Origin of the sequence: Pseudodesulfovibrio sp. 5S69, assembly GCF_037094465.1 — a bacterium.
Classification (GTDB): Bacteria; Desulfobacterota; Desulfovibrionia; order Desulfovibrionales; family Desulfovibrionaceae; genus Pseudodesulfovibrio; species Pseudodesulfovibrio methanolicus.
Map to the genome: position 1 here is coordinate 2,449,895 of NZ_CP146609.1, position 16,544 is coordinate 2,466,438.

19 protein-coding genes are annotated in these 16,544 nt (G+C 64.0%); all 19 read right to left on the reverse strand.

Features of this window, described 5'->3' with window-relative positions; translation table 11 throughout:
• Positions 1-62: 62 nt before the first annotated feature.
• Positions 63-587, reverse strand: a complete 525-nt coding sequence (locus V8V93_RS11580; RefSeq protein WP_011367005.1) for a gamma-glutamylcyclotransferase family protein — start codon at positions 585-587, stop codon at positions 63-65.
• Positions 584-1,381: a glucosamine 6-phosphate synthetase gene (locus tag V8V93_RS11585; RefSeq protein WP_011367004.1), complete on the reverse strand. Its 798-nt coding sequence runs from the start codon at positions 1,379-1,381 to the stop codon at positions 584-586. Before V8V93_RS11585 ends, V8V93_RS11580 begins: the two co-directional genes overlap by 4 nt.
• Positions 1,366-1,887 carry a DUF5049 domain-containing protein gene (locus V8V93_RS11590; protein ID WP_011367003.1) on the reverse strand — a complete coding sequence of 174 codons (522 nt, stop codon included), beginning with the start codon at positions 1,885-1,887 and terminating at the stop codon, positions 1,366-1,368. Before V8V93_RS11590 ends, V8V93_RS11585 begins: the two co-directional genes overlap by 16 nt.
• Positions 1,888-1,898: 11 nt before the next feature.
• A complete protein-coding gene (locus V8V93_RS11595; protein WP_028588142.1) occupies positions 1,899-2,855 on the reverse strand; it encodes an amidoligase family protein in 957 nt (318 codons plus the stop codon).
• A gap of 245 nt (positions 2,856-3,100) precedes the next feature.
• A complete protein-coding gene (locus tag V8V93_RS11600) occupies positions 3,101-3,358 on the reverse strand; it encodes a hypothetical protein (RefSeq protein WP_028588143.1) in 258 nt (85 codons plus the stop codon).
• A gap of 12 nt (positions 3,359-3,370) precedes the next feature.
• Positions 3,371-6,919, reverse strand: a complete 3,549-nt coding sequence (locus V8V93_RS11605) for a DUF4815 domain-containing protein (RefSeq protein WP_144234510.1) — start codon at positions 6,917-6,919, stop codon at positions 3,371-3,373.
• Positions 6,920-6,934: 15 nt separating this feature from the next.
• On the reverse strand, positions 6,935-7,468 hold the full coding sequence (locus V8V93_RS11610) for a hypothetical protein (RefSeq protein ID WP_054033040.1): 534 nt from the start codon (positions 7,466-7,468) through the stop codon (positions 6,935-6,937).
• A gap of 12 nt (positions 7,469-7,480) precedes the next feature.
• Positions 7,481-7,942, reverse strand: coding sequence for a hypothetical protein (locus tag V8V93_RS11615; protein ID WP_054033039.1), 462 nt, complete (start codon positions 7,940-7,942; stop codon positions 7,481-7,483).
• A complete protein-coding gene (locus V8V93_RS11620; protein ID WP_268750702.1) occupies positions 7,929-8,060 on the reverse strand; it encodes a hypothetical protein in 132 nt (43 codons plus the stop codon). The genes V8V93_RS11615 and V8V93_RS11620 overlap by 14 nt, the downstream gene beginning before the upstream one ends.
• 4 nt (positions 8,061-8,064) lie before the next feature.
• Positions 8,065-9,054, reverse strand: a complete 990-nt coding sequence (locus V8V93_RS11625; RefSeq protein ID WP_054033038.1) for a hypothetical protein — start codon at positions 9,052-9,054, stop codon at positions 8,065-8,067.
• Between the two features lie 10 nt (positions 9,055-9,064).
• On the reverse strand, positions 9,065-9,658 hold the full coding sequence (locus V8V93_RS11630; protein WP_054033037.1) for a hypothetical protein: 594 nt from the start codon (positions 9,656-9,658) through the stop codon (positions 9,065-9,067).
• Positions 9,659-9,668: 10 nt separating this feature from the next.
• On the reverse strand, positions 9,669-11,243 hold the full coding sequence (locus tag V8V93_RS11635) for a phage tail protein (protein ID WP_054033036.1): 1,575 nt from the start codon (positions 11,241-11,243) through the stop codon (positions 9,669-9,671).
• Positions 11,243-12,652: a baseplate J/gp47 family protein gene (locus V8V93_RS11640; protein ID WP_054033035.1), complete on the reverse strand. Its 1,410-nt coding sequence runs from the start codon at positions 12,650-12,652 to the stop codon at positions 11,243-11,245. The genes V8V93_RS11635 and V8V93_RS11640 overlap by 1 nt, the downstream gene beginning before the upstream one ends.
• 99 nt (positions 12,653-12,751) lie before the next feature.
• Positions 12,752-13,669 (reverse strand): GPW/gp25 family protein, encoded by a 918-nt coding sequence (locus V8V93_RS11645; RefSeq protein ID WP_054033034.1) that lies wholly within the window; start codon positions 13,667-13,669, stop codon positions 12,752-12,754.
• Entirely contained in the window at positions 13,669-14,559 is an 891-nt protein-coding gene (locus V8V93_RS11650; RefSeq protein ID WP_022661721.1) for a hypothetical protein, read from the reverse strand. The genes V8V93_RS11645 and V8V93_RS11650 overlap by 1 nt, the downstream gene beginning before the upstream one ends.
• Before the next feature lie 12 nt (positions 14,560-14,571).
• On the reverse strand, positions 14,572-15,582 hold the full coding sequence (locus V8V93_RS11655; protein WP_144234511.1) for a YfaP family protein: 1,011 nt from the start codon (positions 15,580-15,582) through the stop codon (positions 14,572-14,574).
• Positions 15,579-15,887: a hypothetical protein gene (locus tag V8V93_RS11660; protein WP_022661719.1), complete on the reverse strand. Its 309-nt coding sequence runs from the start codon at positions 15,885-15,887 to the stop codon at positions 15,579-15,581. Before V8V93_RS11660 ends, V8V93_RS11655 begins: the two co-directional genes overlap by 4 nt.
• A 10-nt stretch (positions 15,888-15,897) precedes the next feature.
• The gene (locus V8V93_RS11665) at positions 15,898-16,161 is read right to left on the reverse strand and encodes a PAAR domain-containing protein (protein ID WP_011366988.1); all 264 of its coding nucleotides are present in this window, start codon (positions 16,159-16,161) and stop codon (positions 15,898-15,900) included.
• A complete protein-coding gene (locus tag V8V93_RS11670) occupies positions 16,158-16,532 on the reverse strand; it encodes a hypothetical protein (protein WP_011700612.1) in 375 nt (124 codons plus the stop codon). Before V8V93_RS11670 ends, V8V93_RS11665 begins: the two co-directional genes overlap by 4 nt.
• Between the last annotated feature and the right edge of the window lie 12 nt (positions 16,533-16,544).

Below are 16,544 nucleotides of genomic sequence, written 5' to 3' on the forward strand. Positions count from 1 at the left end.
GCGCGTTGGCTCCTTGTGTCAAGCGGAAAACCAATAATCCGGATAAGGCCGCAAAGATCGGTTCACGGGCGTAACCACTGGCCACTGGCGACTCTTTCCGCGTAAGGCGGGCATGGAATCCAATAGGTCCAGGCTGGAATCGAGGTGCGACCGCATAGCACCGCCACCATCACCCGCTGGTACATGCTGTGCCCGCCGGGCCGGAAGCCTTCCAGCCGGTCGATGGGCGGCAGGTCGCGTTGCGGGTCGGTGAAGGTCACCAGCTCTCCGTGGATCAGATTCCAGTCGCCGGTCGGGCGTCCGAAGCACGGCGTGCCGATCTCCTGCTGTCTGCGGGCGTCGGCCAATGGATCAACACTGCCCCGGGCCAGGATCAGGCCTTCCGGCACCTCGATGGCCGGGAACCCGGCGTGGAGATGGTAGAGCCTGCCCCAGACCACGGCCTGTTCGATGCTGCGGGCCTGGGCGCAGAAGCGCTGATGGTTCCAATAGCCCCGTTTCAGGGTGCCGTAGACGAAGAGCCGGAGGATGGTCTCGGGACTGTCTTCCGGATTTGTGTTCAGCTTTGATGGTTCTCCAATGTTCATGCATTCACTCCTTCGGGCAGTGTCCCTTTGCGCTCCTGGGGTATGAAGCGGAATTCGCTGTTTTCGATGGCCCGCACATCCTTGTGGCGGATGGTGAGCATGGTCATGGGCGGCACCTCCAGCTCGCGCCAGCCCGGATCAAAGTCCACGGCAAAGTCGATGAAGGCTGGCTCCGAGGCGTAGAGCACCACCCGGTGCTGGCGGTGGATGCGCAGGCAGAGCGGTTTGTTGCCCTTGAGCACGGTGATGGTGCCGGGGTCGAGCCGCGAGGCCAGCACGGCGCTCATCTGGCCGCGACAGAGGGCGAGCGCCTTCTTCAGGCCCTCCTGGTCGATGGGGCCTTCGGGCGCGAAGCGGTCGGCCAGGCGGAAGATCAGCTCGCTGTCCACTTCGGCGAAGCGCGGCAGCCCGAGACGGCGGAACAGATAATCGGCGTTGTAGATGGTGCCGTTGTGGGTACCGATGACGATCCCGGCCCGGATGGGATGGTTGTTGCGGTTGTTGAACTCGTTGCCCCGGGTGCGCCAGCGGGTGTGGCCCATGAGGATGGTGGTCTCGTTGTCGACCTGCCCGAGCAGCTCCTGGAACGGCTTCTCGTAGACCAGTTCGTGCGCCCGCATCGGCCGCTTGAAGATCCGGTGGCTGCCGTCGATCTTGAGCCAGGCCAGACCGGAGGCGTGCGGGCCGCGCTCCTCGCTGTGCAGCAGCATGCGGATGAAGACCTCGCGCAGGTAATCCTGCTCGTCCGGCCGTCTGCGCTTGCGGCCGAAGATGATGCCTACTTGTCCGCACATGGAGCCGGGTCCTCCTTGCCGCCGAAGTTCTTGCCGAGCGGTCTTGTCCCATCGAGGACGAAGGCCGCGTACTCGCGCCGGTGGCCCGTCAGCCACTCGGCCACCTCTGGGTAGCCCATCTCGGCGGTCAGCCGGGTCACCTCCAGGTGGTCGAGCATGTTGGTGCGCCCGGAGAGCCGCACCGTTTCCAGGGCTTCGAGGAATCGTTCCGGCCAGGGATCGCTGGCCTTGTCGTCGGGCAGGAACTCGATCAGGCCGTGCCGCGCCAGGCGGGTGAGAAACTCGGCGGCCGCAGCGGCGGCGTCCTCCGGCAACGGCTGGGTCGGACCGCCTTCGATGCCGGAGAGCACCTCGGTCATGTAGTCCCGGGGCGCTCGGCTGGCGGTAAACGGCGTCTGGCCGCGCATCAACTCGACAACTTCGAGGCAGTCGGCGGCCTGCAGGGTTTCCCCGCTGCCGGGGATCGGTTCGCCGGAAAGCCGGGTGGAGCGGATCAGAATTTTCATGGAGCCCCTCCTTAAACAGTGAGGCCGGGAACTTGCCCGGCCTCGTTGGTGTGAGTGGTGGTTTCGTCCGGAAGGACCTCCTCCGGTTTAGGCCGTCCGTTCTTGAAGGCGGCGTCGCCGGGCATGTTGGCCATCAGATGCTTGCGGGCGGTCTTAAACTCGTCGCCGATCAGGCCGAGGTGGAGCAGGAAGACTCGAAAGTCGTACTTGGCGCTCTGGGGATCGAAGTCCCGCTTGCGGCTGGAGGCGGCCCGACCGTTGAGCGCCTTGGCGGCGACGGCGAGGCAGAACTGCAGGTAGGCCTTGATCCGTCCCGCGTGGAGGGTCGCCTCGAACCAGCGGAACTCCACCGTGCCCCGGTACCAGATGTTGTGCAGGTTGACCCCGTGGTAGCGGCTGTTGTCGTAGTGCTGGGGCTGGCGGTTGTGATAGCCGTACCAGATGCGGTTGAGCTGGTCCTTGGTGCGGGGGCGATGCTGTTCGATGCGCTGGATCAGCTCGTCGCTCACCGGCCGCGTGTAGCGGTTGAGCCGGTCGCGGCTGATGCCGAGGGCGTGGAGGATCAGCGGCTCCTGCTTGTAGATGATCTTGGCCAGGTTACCCAGGTGCCTGCCGTCGAAGGGCGCGGCGTCGATATGGATGTGGATGCCGCACTGGCTGTTGATCTTGCCTCCGGCGCGGCGGATGGCCCGGACCGCCTCCTGCAGTTGCGGGATGTCGTCGTAGCCGAGCACCGGGCTGACCACCTCGGCCCGCAGATGGGCCGGGACGCTGGTCAGGGAGGCGTCCCCCACCACCTTCCAGACGCGGCCGCGCAGGTCCTCGACCTCCCAGGGGTCATAGCTGCTGGGGATGCCGACATGGCGGACCGTGCCGCCCACCACCGAGTGGATGGCCCAGGCGATCTGTTCCCGGGTGCGTTTTACGGTCTCGATCTCGATCCCGTAGTGGATCTCTTTCAGGTTCATGCGTGCCTCCGTCGTTCGTGGCGCTTCTAAGTCGTTGTCAGGCAAGGCTTTTTAGCCTCCGCTTACACCATGAATGCTTCTTTCCGGACACAAATCAAGTAGAAGAACAGCCGAAGCCGACATTTAACACGTTTATTTTCAATGACTTGCGAACTAGGCCGGATTGGGCGGCGCACAGGCGGCAGAAACCCCGGAACGGGCTGGCCGTATCCGGGGTTTCTGGGTTGGCGGTGGCAGTGAGCCGGTCAGCCGGAGGCGGTATCAGCGGTGATCAGGCTGGCGTGCAGCTCGAGGTTGCGCGACTCGTCGGCCCGCATCCGCGCCAGCAGCGCCGTGAAGGCCTCCGCTTCGTCGGCCGGGAGCTTTGATGCCCGTTCCAGCCGCGCCAGGCGCTGGTGCAGGTTTTCGAGCAGGCCCAGGGCATGGTCGCGGATCAGCCCGTCGCGCTTCTCCTGCGGCGAGGGAATGAACTCGGTCAGGCCGCCTTTGCGTCGAACGATCATGGCCGTGCCTCCTTAGCTCAGGGTCGCGCCCAGCGAATGGATGCGCGGGTAGATCAGCGGCGTGCCGGTCATCTCGGCTTTGTAGCGCACCTTGTTGCCGGTGTTGTCGGTGAAGGTGCGCACCAGGGTGTACTCGGTCCAGTTCTCGTCGATGGGCCGGGTGTCCTGGATGGTCATCGCCTCCCAGGTCAGGCCGCCGTCGTTGCTGGCGAACCATTGCAGGGTGGTGCCACTGGGGATCTGCATCTGCACATAGGCTTTGGTCGATTCCACACCCTGGGTCAGCTCGTTCTCGCGGGTCAGGTAGGCCCCGGTGGTCTTGTTGAGGTAGCCCACCAGGTTGACGTCGCGAAAGTTGATGGCCGGAGTGTCGTTGGAAAGCGAGCTGCTCAGGCGCACGCGGATCTGGACCCGGGTGGCGAGGTTGGGCAGCCGTTCCTCCTCGGCGGGAACCATGGCGTCCCAGGTCACGCCGCCGTCGGTGGAGTATTCCCAGTCGAGACCGGTACCCTGGGGGATGGCCGAGTATTCGTCGAGGTTGATGTCGGAGAACTGCACGCCGGTGATCGGCTGAAAGCGAATCATCCCCTCGGACTGGAAGTTGTAGCCGTAGATCTTCATCGCCAGGTCGGAGCCGTTGAGCGGCGTCCAGGTCTCGGCGTTGGAGCTCTCCAGCAGCACGCCTTCCATATAGGTCTGCCGGGTGATGATGCCCCAGCGGCCCATCTTGCCCAGGGTGGCGGTGCGCACCTTGTAATTGGTGCTGTTGGTCAGCAGCACCACGGAATAGCTGGTGTTGGCCTCGGCGTAGAACGGGTCGTCGAAGCGAATGCGGGTCTCGCCGCTCAGGCTGATCTCGTTCGGGGCCAGCACTTTCTCGGCGAACACCACGCCGTTGGGCAGACCGGTGGTGACGCCGCGAATCTGCACCGTGACCGGAATGCTCGGGTCCCTGGCGGTGAACTGCAGTCCGATGCTGGAAATCACCTGGTTTTGGGTGAAGCTGAAAGTCTGGGCCAGCGGATCGCGGGGCACGAAGATGGTCTGGGTGCGCCAGACCACCTGCACCACGGGCACGCGGATGATGCGGTTCTCGATGATGCGCTCGATGCGGGTGATGACCAGCGGATCGTTGATCTGCAGGCTGGCCCGGGCCGAGTAGACGCCGTCGGCCATCTCCACGATGCGGTTGCCGTTGCGGGCGTTGGTCGGGATGGTGAAGGAGGCGCTGACCCGACCGGCCTCGTCGCTGATCAGGTTGCTGGCCATCACCTGGCCGTCGCAGCGCAGTACGATGCCGGATTTGCTCGGGGTGAAGTTGATGCCGGTGACGGCGATGCCGGTCTGGCCGCGCCGCCCGAGGTTGGGCGTGATCTGCAGCATGGCCGGGGGCTTGTCGAACACGGCGTAGGGGTTGATGTTCCGCTCCTCGGACCAGTCGTTCTGTTCCACCAGCACGGTCTCGTTGCCCGGCAGCAGTGCCAGGCTGCCGAAGAAGCTCGCGTTGCTGCCCGCCTGATCGACCGAGAGCACCGTGGAGTGAGGAATGCGGTCCGGCGCGACGAAACGGGCGATCTCGTTGACTCGGGCGTCCCATTCGGCGTGGTAGATGTCTGACTGGGCGGTGTTCGAGAAGTCGTCCGAGTAGATGCCTTTCTTGGTCTGGGCGTCCCGGTTCTGCAGCTCGTTGTTCATCTGGTACTGGGCGTCGTTGTACTTCAGGTCCTCGACGTCTTGGATGATGTCGTGGATCTGGTCCATGGTGATGCGGGTCAGGCCGAAGTTGCGGATCTCCATGTCGGTGGAGTTGGGCGGGCAGTCGATGCTGCACAGCCCCAGGGCGTTTTCCGGCACGATGGGCAGCTTCGGAAAATCCGCCGGAGCCCCTTCCAGCCGTTTGATCTCGGTGGTGGTGGCGTAAACGATGTCGCGGCGGCCGAGGTAATAGTCGTAGTCCAGGCTGCAGTTGGAGCCGTTCACCGGCTGATCGCCGAGGCTGCCGCGCCCGAAATTGATCACGTTGAGGTTACCCAGCTCGAGCTGCACTGGCGACATGGTGAGCCCGGCGGTGTTGGTGGCCGGAGGCGAAACGGTGCCGATCTCCTCGACGCCGTCGTCGACGTAGGATAGCGCCTCGCTGCCCAGTTCCATCAGGCGCTTGTAGTCGGTGCGTGCGCCGTTGGTGGCGGCCCGGTAGACGCGATAGCCAGTCGCGCCGCTGACCGGCAGCCAGGAGAGCTTGTTCATCTCCCCGGCGGCGGTTGCCCGGGCGATGACCGCAGCGGCGTTGAAGGCCGTCTCGCCGGTGGCGTTGTAGGCAGTCACCAGATAGAAGTAGTTTCCGGCCGCCGGATGGTTGGCCTGCCCGAACCAGCCGCTGTCCACGTAGTCGGTGCCCTTGACCATCTGCTTGGTGTAGGTCCAGCGCACCGTGTAGGTGGTGCCGATGGCCGGTTCGTTGCCGGAGCCGAGCCAGTCGACATGGTTGCCCGACTGTTGCCAGTCCACGCCCTCCTGGAAGATGGTCGCCCCTTGGCTGACCTCGAGGATGTCCACCACGGGATTGGGGTCGAGCAGGTCTTCGCCGCCGCCCACCGAGCCGCGAGTGACGTTGCGGGTAATCTCGACGATGGCCTCCACCTGGGTCGTCTCCTTGAGCGGCGTGGAGTTGACCGGATAGCGGTGCTTGTTGATGTCGAAGGTCTTCTGCTCCCCGCGCACCGACTTGGTGGCGATGGATTTGGGCACCAGGGTCGAAGTGGGCAGATCGCGCTGATGCCGGAAGCCCTGGATGTAGGCGCGTCCGGCGTTGGTGATCGCCTCCACGCTGTCGTCGTCGACGCCGCCGATGAAGGTGTCGAAGCCCCGCACCAGATAGCTTCCGGCCTGGTCGAAGGTGCGCTCGGCCAGATTCTGAATCAGGGAATTGAGCCCTTCGGCGGCGGCGAAGGAGAGCTGGTCCTCGGTGATCGAGGAGACGGTGATCCGGCTGCCCGGCAGCGTGCCCAGCAGATCCCGCAGGTAGAGGTTGGACTTCTCCTGCACCGTGGGCGTGACATCGCCGCTCTCCCGGTCGAACTTGTAGATCGGGATCACCCGGCGCTCGGCCACGTTGTTGGGCAGCGTCTGGCCGCTGGTGTCTGTCGCCTTGAGAGAAAGAACCCATTTTTCCCGTTCGGCGGTGGGCTCGCCGGTGGCCGGATTGATCAGGGCCGGGTCCTGGGTGTAGCCGTAGTTGTACTTCAGCAGCTCCACATAGACGTAATCGGCCCCGCTGGTGGTGGCCGGATCATAGGTCAGGGTCGCGCCGCTCACCTGTTCCAGATGGCCGTCGATGTAGACCACGCCCGGGGCCATGGTCAGGACGTTGGCGGCCGCGCTGACCTCGAGGCCCATGATGATGGAGCCTTCCTTGAACAGGATGTCGGCGATCTTGCGCCGCTCCAGGTTGATGATGTCCTGCTGCTCGTTGAGTTCGGAATCCAGCAGGTCGCGATCCTGATGGTAGCGGATGCGCTTGTAGTTCTTGGTCGGGTCGAATGTCTCGCGTGAGATGCTCATGTTTGAATCCTCCAGTTAGATCTTGATGATCCCGACCAGCTCCACGCGGGTGTCGGAAATCTTGTTGAAGTCGGGAATGTTCTTCACCTCGTACAGGTAGCCCGGACGCAGCAACTCGCCGGTCGGGTTGGTGTCCTGATGGAACACGCCTCCCATGGCGAGATCCCCGGTGACGCTTTGCACGTACTGCACGTCGCCGCCGAAGAAGCCGTATTCGCGGATGGTGATGCCGTTGGCCTCTGCCTCGTCGAAGCGGAAGAAAATGCCGATGGTGTTGGTCTCCTCGCCGGTTTCGAGGTAGCGCACGCCGTTGACCAGCAGCGCCCCTTCGGCGTCCTCCTTGAGGAAAGTCCGCTTGTAGTAGCGCTTGCGGGCGCGTTCGTTTCTGAGCCCGGTCTGACCGATGTCCGGCGCGGGCGGATTCTGCGGGTCGCTGAAGCTGGCATCCCCGTCGCCGATGGCGCAGTGGGTGATGCCGTCCACGGCCTGGCCGAGGAGGAGTTTGGCCGTCAGTATCCGGCCGGTTTTGACGATGAGTCCCAGTGCCATTGCTGTTCTCCTTTAGGTCTGAATTTCGTGGTCTTGATCGATGAGCACCGCGAACAGGATCTGGCGCGTGTCGGCCAGCAGCCCGGCCGGGATCGCGATGCGCTGAACGGTGTCGGAGCGGCTGATGTGTGCGCCGGATGTCCGGACGCTGGTGTCGATACTCCGCAGCCAGGGGCGCGTCACCCGCACCGCCGCGTCAACATCGACGCCCAGACGGCCATGGACGACGAGCCACAGGTCGGCGCTCCGGTTCAGGCGGTTGTTCACGCGAAGCGCGAGGTCGGATCGACGTTCGAGCCGATGGGCGACCCGCATTGCGCTGTCGGCCCGAACCATCACCGTGCGCCTGGCCGGTGCCCCGGAAAACAGCTCGAAAAGCGCTCCGGGTTGCGCCGCTCCAATGGCGAGCAGTTCCGGCCGCCGTGTGCCTCTGCGGGTGGTGATGGATGCCAGTTGTCCCTTATGCACGGCCACGGCGAATCCTCCCGCTGAGCTTGAGCGCCTGGCCCCGGTTCATGGACATAAGCGTTTCCGGACGACGCTGGCCGGTGATCGTGCTGATGGGTTTGAGCTTTCCGCTATGCGTTGCCATGGGGTTATTCCTTCACCGCGCACCAGCCGCCGGTGGTCAGGTTGAACACGCGGTAGCTGTCCGTTCCGATTTGAATGGTGTCTTCCGAGGCGACGTTGCCGCCGCCCACGGAGAAGATCTCGATGAGTTCGCCGCGCAGTTCCTGGTAGGCAGCGGAACCGGACATCGAGGCGAGCCAGGGAAAAAGGATGGTGGTGCCGTAGCGCATCTCCGGATCGGTTTCGCCCTGGAGACCGCCGTTGGCCGCGCCGCAGCGGCCCTGCTGGCCGGAGGCGGAAGTCCAGCCGTCGAACTTGTTCACGGCGTAGAAGGTGCCCGGCGCGTTGTAGTAACTGTTTATGACCGGCTGCGGGTCCTCGCCGATCTTTGCCCCCGAGGCGTAATCCCGAACGAGGGCCTCCACAGTAATGGTGTTCGGCGTGGCTGCGGTGTCGATGGCGCTCACCCGCACGCGTTCGATGCCCGCGTCGTCCTTGATCACATAGTCTTGTCCGGGTGTGACTACGGTGGCGTCGTTGACCTGAAGCACCACGCCGCTTCCGGAGGTGACCGCCGCCTGCGTGAGCGCGATGGCCCCGGACCAGAAGCGTTTCAGCAAGCCGCTGTAATGGCCGTAGTAGGTAGAGACGAGCTTGGTCACCACGAAAACGTGATCCAGGTCGGCGAACAGCCAGAAGATGAAGTCGGCGCTGTCCTCCACCCGCAGGTAGGTGTAACTGGTGTGCGAAGCCTCGTTGACGCCGGTGTGGGTGGCCGCGTCCCAATACTGGAATGCGGCGACGTGAATCCGCCCGGAGGTGGTGCTGATACGGAACTGCAGATAGACGTCCTCGGCCCCGGATTCCCCGTGAGACTTGAAAACGAAATACGGCTGCGGGTCGGCCGACTGGTCGTCATGCAGTGTCCAGCCGATGGTGGTCACCAGAAAGGTCCGCAGTTGATTGAGCAGGTCGAGCCGACCGTGGGCGAGTCCTTGAATGCTGTGGTATGCCATGGCGGCCTCCTTAGAGAATTGGGTTTTCCGTGCCGGTCAGGCGCAGCTTGATGTCGAGTTTGTTTTGCACCGGCGTGCCCGGGAGCACGGTGCAGCGCCGCCAGAAAGACAGCGTCTGCTGGAAGGCCTTGTCGCCGAGATTCAGCGGTGCGCCCTGGGTGGCGGTGTCGAGTCCGGCCTGGGTCAGGGATAGTCGGTACCAGACCGATTCGTCGGTGCCGGTTTCGTCGATGGGATCGAGCACCAGCCCGGTGTAGTCGTAGCCGGAATAGACAGTCGTCCCGGCGTCGTGCGCGGTCGGAGCGGTGTTGGCCACGCCCCGCTGAACGATGAGATTGACGGTTCGGCCGCCGCTTTCGACGAGCATCTGCTCGCCGTCGATGATGATGAGTTCGCCGTCGGCAAAGCGCGGTTCGGCCAGCGCGATGGCGGTCTGCGCCGCGTCGATGGCCGAGGCAAGGCCAGTCTGCTCGTTGGCGACGTAGAGTTGCCGATCCTTGATCTCGCCGTCGGTGCCGTTGTAGCTCTCGGCCTCGGGACGGCTGAAATCCCCCTCGGAAATCTGCTGGGTCAGCGCTTCGTCAAGATAGAGGTGAATTGCCATGGGTTCTCCTTCAGGTGGGCCACTGGGTGGCGCGATAGTTATTAGTGGCGGCCTCGAACCCGGCCTGCGTGGGCGCGTGCAGGTCCTGCTGACGGAACAGCCAGCGGTAGGACGGCCGCGACCAGCGGAATCCGGCCTGGTTGAGGCGCATGCGGCTGACGCGCATGGGGCGGGTCCGATCCACGGAAAGGCGCAGGCCGGTGGTGTTGAGCGGGCTTGCGCCCAGCTTCATGGTCTCGACCCGATGACGCTGGAGAGAGCCCGTGTCCACGTAGACTTCAAGCGAGGCCCGTTCGCCGGTCAGATTCGCATTGCTCAGATACCGGGTGTTCAGGGTGTTCGCGTTGAGCCGGAACACAGGCCCTCTCCGCCGCCATCGGTCGATCCGGTCGACGGCCAAAGTGACGTCCGCGTCGCAGCCAGCGGTGGAGGCGAGCAGCAGATTGCTGATGCCGCCCTGGTTGGCGGTGAGGTCGAGACCTTCGTTGAGCCTGGCGCGGCCAAGCTGGAAGCAGAGGCGGTGCCGGGATTCCAGGGGCAGACGCAGGTCGTACTTGGCTTCCGCCCGTTCGACCGGTTCCGCCTGCGTGTCGAAAAAGAAGTCCTTCTGCCGAAAGCAGTAGCGCAGCTCGGTCTCGCCATGGGTCAGCGATTTGCGGTTGAGATGGCTCTCGCCCAGCCCGAAGCCGCTTTCCAGCACATCGCCTTCGAAATCGCGGCCGGTGTAGATGGGCGTGCAGAAGGAAACCCGGTCCTCCCCGATACGGGTGTACGGCAACCGCCAGTCGTTGAGGGCCTTGTGGTTCAGACGCACCCGGTTCTGGCGGCCGTGAAAACGGGAGACCTTCACGGCGGCCCGGTCGATCTCCGGGATCATCTCCGTGGTGCTGGTGAGCTGCAGCAGCTCCCAGGCCCTCTGCTTGTTGGTCAGGTGACGACATGAACCGAGCGAGGATCGTCCGAGGACGAAGGTTTCGTCGGGAAACGCCAGCACGATCCGGCGCACGGCGTTGGTATGCCCGAAATCGAGCATCGCGCCGCCTTCGATCCATTCCAGGAGGAACTGGAGCCAAAAACAGCGCGTGCCCGCCGGGTGGTGAAACACCAGGGCGTCGCGCAGCCCTTCGGTCTGGTTGAGGCACAGCACACGAAACACGCCGAGGCTGAACACCAGCCCGGGCAGCTTGGCGCTGCTGAGTCGGGAACGGGCATTGAGACGCAGAGCCGAGCGGAAGGTCTCCTGCAGTTCTCCCTGCCAACCGAGCGCGTCAAAGTCGCGTTCGATGGCCGGGATGGTGCCCTTGCGGCGATAGATTTCGACCGCCTCCCACACGCGGCGGCGCTGACAGTCCGGCGAACAGGTGCCGTCCACTTCGAGGCCGACCAGTCTCGCCAGCAGCGGCAGAAAGCGTTCGTCGCAATGATCGACGTCGAAGATGGTCGGGAAGTCGTCGATAGCCTGCTTGAGCTCGTCGAGCGTTCCGGCGGGAAGGCTCAGAAAGGTGCGCAGGTCACCGGCCTCGTCGTTGTGCTCGTAAAGCGGCGGCAGCAGGCCGAGCAGATTGTCCTTGAACCAATCCGACATCAACCGGCCCTCCGCAGATCGAGGTTGACGCTGCCGAGAACCGGGATTTCGCCGTGGCGCAGCAGGATGTCCTGCCTGGGCGCGTAGAGATGCATGTGGCTGACGCCACGCACGCCATCGATCAGGGCCACCAGGTCGGAGAAGTGAATGGTCTGGCCGAAAGAGACTTGGTCGAAGGAAAAGAAATCGGAGAGCGCGGCTTCGATGCGGCTACGCACGTTTTCCAGCGGTTCACCGGGCCAGACGTAGACCTCGGCGTCGATGGAAACGGGGCGGTAGATCGGATCGAACAGGTTGATCTCGACCGTGATGACCTTGCGGCGTTCGAGAAACTCCGCGAGGTCCCGCTTGAGCAGCGCCGAGGGCATTCCGCCGCCGTTGGGGGCGATGGCCAGTTGGACGTTGTAATAGCGAATGTTCTGGCAGGCATTGGTGTCGAGCACCTTGGCCTTGGCGACGCCGGGGTAACCTTCGGCGAGCGCCTGGTAATCCTCCAGGGTGACGGCCTTCCAGAGACTGCGCAGCTCTGCCGGTGCCTGTCTGCGGGCGTGTTCGAGGGCTTCCCGCGAAGCGCCGCCAGTGGCGGGAACAGGATTGGTGACGGTCAGGGAGACCTGGCCGCCGTCGAGGTAGACCGGGCTCAGCAGTTGGGTGATCCGATTCGGACCGAGATTGCCCTGGTCTCCGATGGTCTGCAGATAGCTGACGGTGATGGCGCTTCCCTGAGCGGGTACAGCGCCGCTTTGCCCGTCGCCGAAAATCAGGGTAGAGATGTCGAGGGCGTCCAGGTCGGCCATGAAATGACGGCTGTCGGCCAGGCTGTCCTGGAAATGATCGACCTCGCTCCAGGCGTCGTCCCCCACCGTAACGGTGATGGTGCCCTGGGCGATGGCGTCGCCGGTCAGGCGGATGCGCTGGAATGGCAGCCCCGTCGATGTGAAGGTCTCGGTGCGGCGCACGCCTTGACGGGCCGGGATGTCTACCGAGAGCACGCCTCGCGGGATCAGGCCGTCCTCGACTGTCTCGAAATCCGCCTCGCCGTCATTCAGCAAGGCGCGGCAGGCCGTACCCGCCGGAATGGTCAAATCCTTGCCAAGCGGAGCGGAGAGCCGAAAACGCAGCGTGGTGGTGGAGGCCACCGGCGAATCCAGCCGGTAGCCGATGAGCTTGCAGAGGTTGATGACGTTCTGCCGCTGGCGGGCCGTGGGCAGGAAGGCCTCCGCCGCCTGGGCGTCCAGGTAGTAGGCCAGCATGTCGCCCACGCCGCAGAACAGATCGAGCAGGACGACGCCGAGATCGGAGTGGTTGAAATCGGTCCAGCGGTCGGTGAGCTGCGGGATCTTCGCCAACAGCTCCTGGCGGATCGATTCGTAATCCTTGTTGATATATCCGATGCTTGCGCGGCCCATGGTCTCTCCGGTTTTCGGCGGGTATGCGAGAGCGCCTGATGCTCTCGCCACGCCGGTTACTTACCGGAAGGGGCCTGGATGTGTCGGAGGCGGGATGCCTCAGAGCGGGCCGCGCAGTTGCCAGACGGGATTGGGCTGCCCGGAGGTGTTGTTGAGGTAGTGGGATTCCTTCTTGCCCTCGAAATAGAACAGGCCGATGCGACCAGACTCCGACGTGGTGATCCGGTGAACGGTGCCAGCGGCGTTGTCTTCCGCCTGGCTCTGGGTGTCGAAGCCCAGACCGCTCGCAGCCAGATAGAGGGAATGCTCGCTCTGGGGCGTTTCCGTTTCAGGTGCTCCCTTGAAGACCAGGTAATGGCCGTGATTGTCACCCGGATCGCTAACGATCCATTTGCCGTTGCGATCCTGATAGGCTCCCTCGATGTAGGCGACTTCGTATTCCCCGGCTGGCCAGATGAAGGAATCGTCCGGATCGGGGCTCATCTCGGCTGCGTCGAACCAGAGCAGATTGAACAGCGAGCGCACGTCCGGCGACAGGCGCACGCTGCGCACCGGCTGCGGTTCCGGCTCGGGCTCCGGCTGGGGATAGCTGGGCGCGGGATTGTTCGGGTCTTCTCTGTAGAAGGGATAGACCAGGTTGCCGTCCACCTGGCTCTGGATCACCCGGTAGGCGATATGCACCAGCAGCAGGTTGCAGTCGATGTTCAGCGGCCGGTCGTCGAAGCGCACCTCCGTGATGATCACCCGCTTTTCCCAGCGCTTGATGGCGTCGATCACGTAATGGCGCAGCAGACCCTTGAGCACCTCGTCGTTCTGTTCGAACACCAGATCCTTCAGCCTGGAGCCGAACTCCGGATTCATGAACCGTTCGCCGATCCGGGTGCCGAGGATCTGCAGGATGCTTTCGCGGATATGTTCGTGCTCCCGCGAGGTGGCGGCCGAGATCTGGGTGCCGCCGGATACCGACTGAAACCGGAACGGGTAGCGCAATCCCTTGCCGAGAAAGTCATAGCTCATCAGGTACGCTCCTCGCAGTCGATGCCGCACTGTCCCGAGCAGCCGCTTTCCGAAGTGTCGTCGTCGATAGCTTCTCCCTGGAAACGGATCACCAGATCCAGGCCGCTCTTGAGCCCCAGGTGAATGGTTCCGTCCGCCTCGATCAGCCCGCCGTGGCCGGACTTGCCGCACTGGAATCCCTTGGCTCCCCCGGAAAGCAGACGAACGGTGATGGTCTCGCCGATGCCCTCGATGCGGCCGATGCCGATGATGTCGATTGGTCCGGCCGGGTTGATCAGGGTGATGAACCGCTCCCGGTGATCGACGTCGAGACGGATGCCCTCGGGCAGATCCACCGCGAAGCGTTCCGCGCCCATGGCGGTCGGATCGATCCCGGCGGGCAGTCCGCTGATACCGGCTGCCTCCCGGGTCGCGCTCAGATAGGACTCGACCAGGGTGTAAAGGCGTCCCGGGGCGACCTCGACGGCCGTGCCGGGTCCGGGGGTGACGACCTGCTGCTCCCCGGCGTCGATGACGCAGATTCGCTGGTCGTCAGTGGTCCGCAGGATCATGCCGTCGGGCAAGGTGAAGAGCCGGTTGCCGTCCGGCAGATCCCGGGGTTCGGTGCCCACAGGCAGTTCGACGAAGGGATAGAAATCGGGCTCCGGCTCGATCTGAACCTGGTCCAGGTACTCCTGGGTCCTGGCCTGCTGGGCCTCCAGATAGGCCTGGGCCTGGCCGCGCATCGCCTCCGAAGCGGCGTGACCGGCTTCCAGCAGCGTGCGGATGCCGGAAAGCTCTTCACGGATGCCGGACAGGTGATCGCAGAGCGCCCGTAAAACATACTGCTGTTCGCCGGAATCGGTCTGCTCGATAGTGGCCTGCAATTCGGAGGGTTCTTCGGAAATCATGGATAACCTCCATTACATGCCGACATTGGCGGGTTGGGATTGATAGCTCATGGCGTTGACCGCCGTCACTGTTCCGGCCGCGCCGTCGATTTCGAACACGGTCCAGACCGTGCCGGGGGCGTTGGGAACGTTGAAGGTCTGCTCACGGCCATCGCTCAAGAACACCTTCACCGATGCTCCGGACTGCGCCAGGCCGGTGCTCGGATTGGCGTTGCGGTTGGTGTAGTCGTGGACTGCGTAGCGGTAGACACCGGGGATGAGCCGATGGATGGTGATGGTCTCCGGCCCGTAGGAACTGGTGTCGTCCACGTCCAATTCCGCCGCCTCGTTTTCGATGGTGTGGGAATAGAACACATGGAACCTGCCGCCGGATGGCGTCGGTCCGGTGAGATGGGAATCGAGATCCCGGGGGTTCAGGCCCCACTGCAACACGATGCGGGCGACCTGGCCGTCGAGTTCGGGCGAGAGAACGATCTGGATGTCGCCGGATGTGTTGGGGTCGGCATTCACCCAGCCATGCCAGGCGATGTATCCCGGCGCGGTGACCTCTATGTAATAGAACCCTTCAGGTACGGACAGCTCGAACCCGCCATAGGCGTTGGCGAAGGTCTGGAACGCCGTCGGGCCGGTTTCCGAGCGGCGGAATTCGATCAGCGCGTTGCCGACGCCGCTGGTGTTGAGGGCGTTGACCACCATGCCGCTGAGGAAGACCGTGGCTCCGCTGGCAAAGTCCGGGTGGTCGGCGAACCAGGACGGATCGCGGACCTCCAGCAGAACATGGCGAAGGCTGTCCCGGGCCGAGGATCGCCAGACCATGAGCACGGCGTTGCCGATGGTCCAGCCGCAGCGAATGACACCGTCCGGCCCGATCTCCGCGACCTCCGGATTGCTGGTGGCAAAGACCGGGGCGTCCACGTCGCCGCGCAGTGAGAGCGGAATCCGTTGCTCGAACTCGCCAGCGGAGAGGCGGATGGAGCGAGGCTGTACCTCCCAGTGGCAAAAGGTTGGCGGGGCATCCGTCATGAAGGGACCTCCACCGGTGCGGAGACGCCGCCGCCATAGACCTCGACCTGAACGTGCCGCAGGCTGAGCCGCTCGGGCGAATCCCAGACCAGAATCATGGCCGCTCCGGGAACGAAGCCGCATTCGACATTGCCGTCTTCATCGACACTGGCCACGTCGGGATTGGACGATTCGAACACCGGTGTTTCGGGTAGGCCACGGATCGAGAGCGGAATGCGCTGGACGAATGGGGATCGCGAGACGCGGATCAGCTTCGGGAAGACATCCCAGTAGTGCGGTTCCTGCGGCTGTTCGAGAGTGTTCATGGCGGCCTCCTCAGTTGTCGATGGTGTCGGGACTGCCGGTGACGATGATGGCTCCGCAGGCGGTGATGTCGCCGATGCGGGCGTTGGGCAATCCTTCGGTGATGGTATCGAAGCTGCCGGTCACGATGGGCGTCACGCCATGCCCCGGGATGGGACAGACGTGCAGATCCCCCATGCGGGCCACCGGCATGCCGTTGTCCAGCGTCCGGCTCGCTCCGGTGATGATGACGCCGCCGTGACTGCTGATGTCGCCGAGTCGCGCCTGGGAGCTCATGGGTTTACCTTCAGCAGCAGATGGATCAGAAAGCCGACGAGTCCGCCGATGGTGCTGCCGATGGTCAGCACCAGGCCGACGATCTTCCACATGGTCTCGGTCCCCATCTTGGAGCCGACCCGGGCGTGCAGCCGGTCGATCTCCTCGGCGTGCCGGTGCAGATCGGAATAGATCGAGCGGACCAGTACCTCGACGTTTTCCTTGTCCGATTTCTTCTCGATTTCACGCTCGATCTTCTCGAGTCGGTCCTGGATTTCCCGGCGGTGGTTTTCGAGGATGCTGCGGAATTCCTCCCGCCAATGATCGAAGGTCCGGGCCAGCAATTCCTCGCTGGCCGAGAGTCCGGAGGGCGTTGTTGTTCTTTCTCCCATGCGATGCTTCCT

Coding starts and splice junctions, on each gene's coding strand:
- V8V93_RS11620 (WP_268750702.1), bottom strand. CDS start 8,060: ATGGCAACGCATAGCGGAAAGCTCAAACCCATCAGCACGATCACCGGC.
- V8V93_RS11585 (WP_011367004.1), bottom strand. CDS start 1,381: ATGTGCGGACAAGTAGGCATCATCTTCGGCCGCAAGCGCAGACGGCCG.
- V8V93_RS11640 (WP_054033035.1), bottom strand. CDS start 12,652: ATGGGCCGCGCAAGCATCGGATATATCAACAAGGATTACGAATCGATC.
- V8V93_RS11630 (WP_054033037.1), bottom strand. CDS start 9,658: ATGGCAATTCACCTCTATCTTGACGAAGCGCTGACCCAGCAGATTTCC.
- V8V93_RS11670 (WP_011700612.1), bottom strand. CDS start 16,532: ATGGGAGAAAGAACAACAACGCCCTCCGGACTCTCGGCCAGCGAGGAA.
- V8V93_RS11590 (WP_011367003.1), bottom strand. CDS start 1,887: ATGAAAATTCTGATCCGCTCCACCCGGCTTTCCGGCGAACCGATCCCC.
- V8V93_RS11610 (WP_054033040.1), bottom strand. CDS start 7,468: ATGGCACTGGGACTCATCGTCAAAACCGGCCGGATACTGACGGCCAAA.
- V8V93_RS11645 (WP_054033034.1), bottom strand. CDS start 13,669: ATGAGCTATGACTTTCTCGGCAAGGGATTGCGCTACCCGTTCCGGTTT.
- V8V93_RS11595 (WP_028588142.1), bottom strand. CDS start 2,855: ATGAACCTGAAAGAGATCCACTACGGGATCGAGATCGAGACCGTAAAA.
- V8V93_RS11660 (WP_022661719.1), bottom strand. CDS start 15,887: ATGAACACTCTCGAACAGCCGCAGGAACCGCACTACTGGGATGTCTTC.
- V8V93_RS11655 (WP_144234511.1), bottom strand. CDS start 15,582: ATGACGGATGCCCCGCCAACCTTTTGCCACTGGGAGGTACAGCCTCGC.
- V8V93_RS11665 (WP_011366988.1), bottom strand. CDS start 16,161: ATGAGCTCCCAGGCGCGACTCGGCGACATCAGCAGTCACGGCGGCGTC.
- V8V93_RS11600 (WP_028588143.1), bottom strand. CDS start 3,358: ATGATCGTTCGACGCAAAGGCGGCCTGACCGAGTTCATTCCCTCGCCG.
- V8V93_RS11650 (WP_022661721.1), bottom strand. CDS start 14,559: ATGATTTCCGAAGAACCCTCCGAATTGCAGGCCACTATCGAGCAGACC.
- V8V93_RS11580 (WP_011367005.1), bottom strand. CDS start 587: ATGAACATTGGAGAACCATCAAAGCTGAACACAAATCCGGAAGACAGT.
- V8V93_RS11625 (WP_054033038.1), bottom strand. CDS start 9,054: ATGGCATACCACAGCATTCAAGGACTCGCCCACGGTCGGCTCGACCTG.
- V8V93_RS11605 (WP_144234510.1), bottom strand. CDS start 6,919: ATGAGCATCTCACGCGAGACATTCGACCCGACCAAGAACTACAAGCGC.
- V8V93_RS11635 (WP_054033036.1), bottom strand. CDS start 11,243: ATGTCGGATTGGTTCAAGGACAATCTGCTCGGCCTGCTGCCGCCGCTT.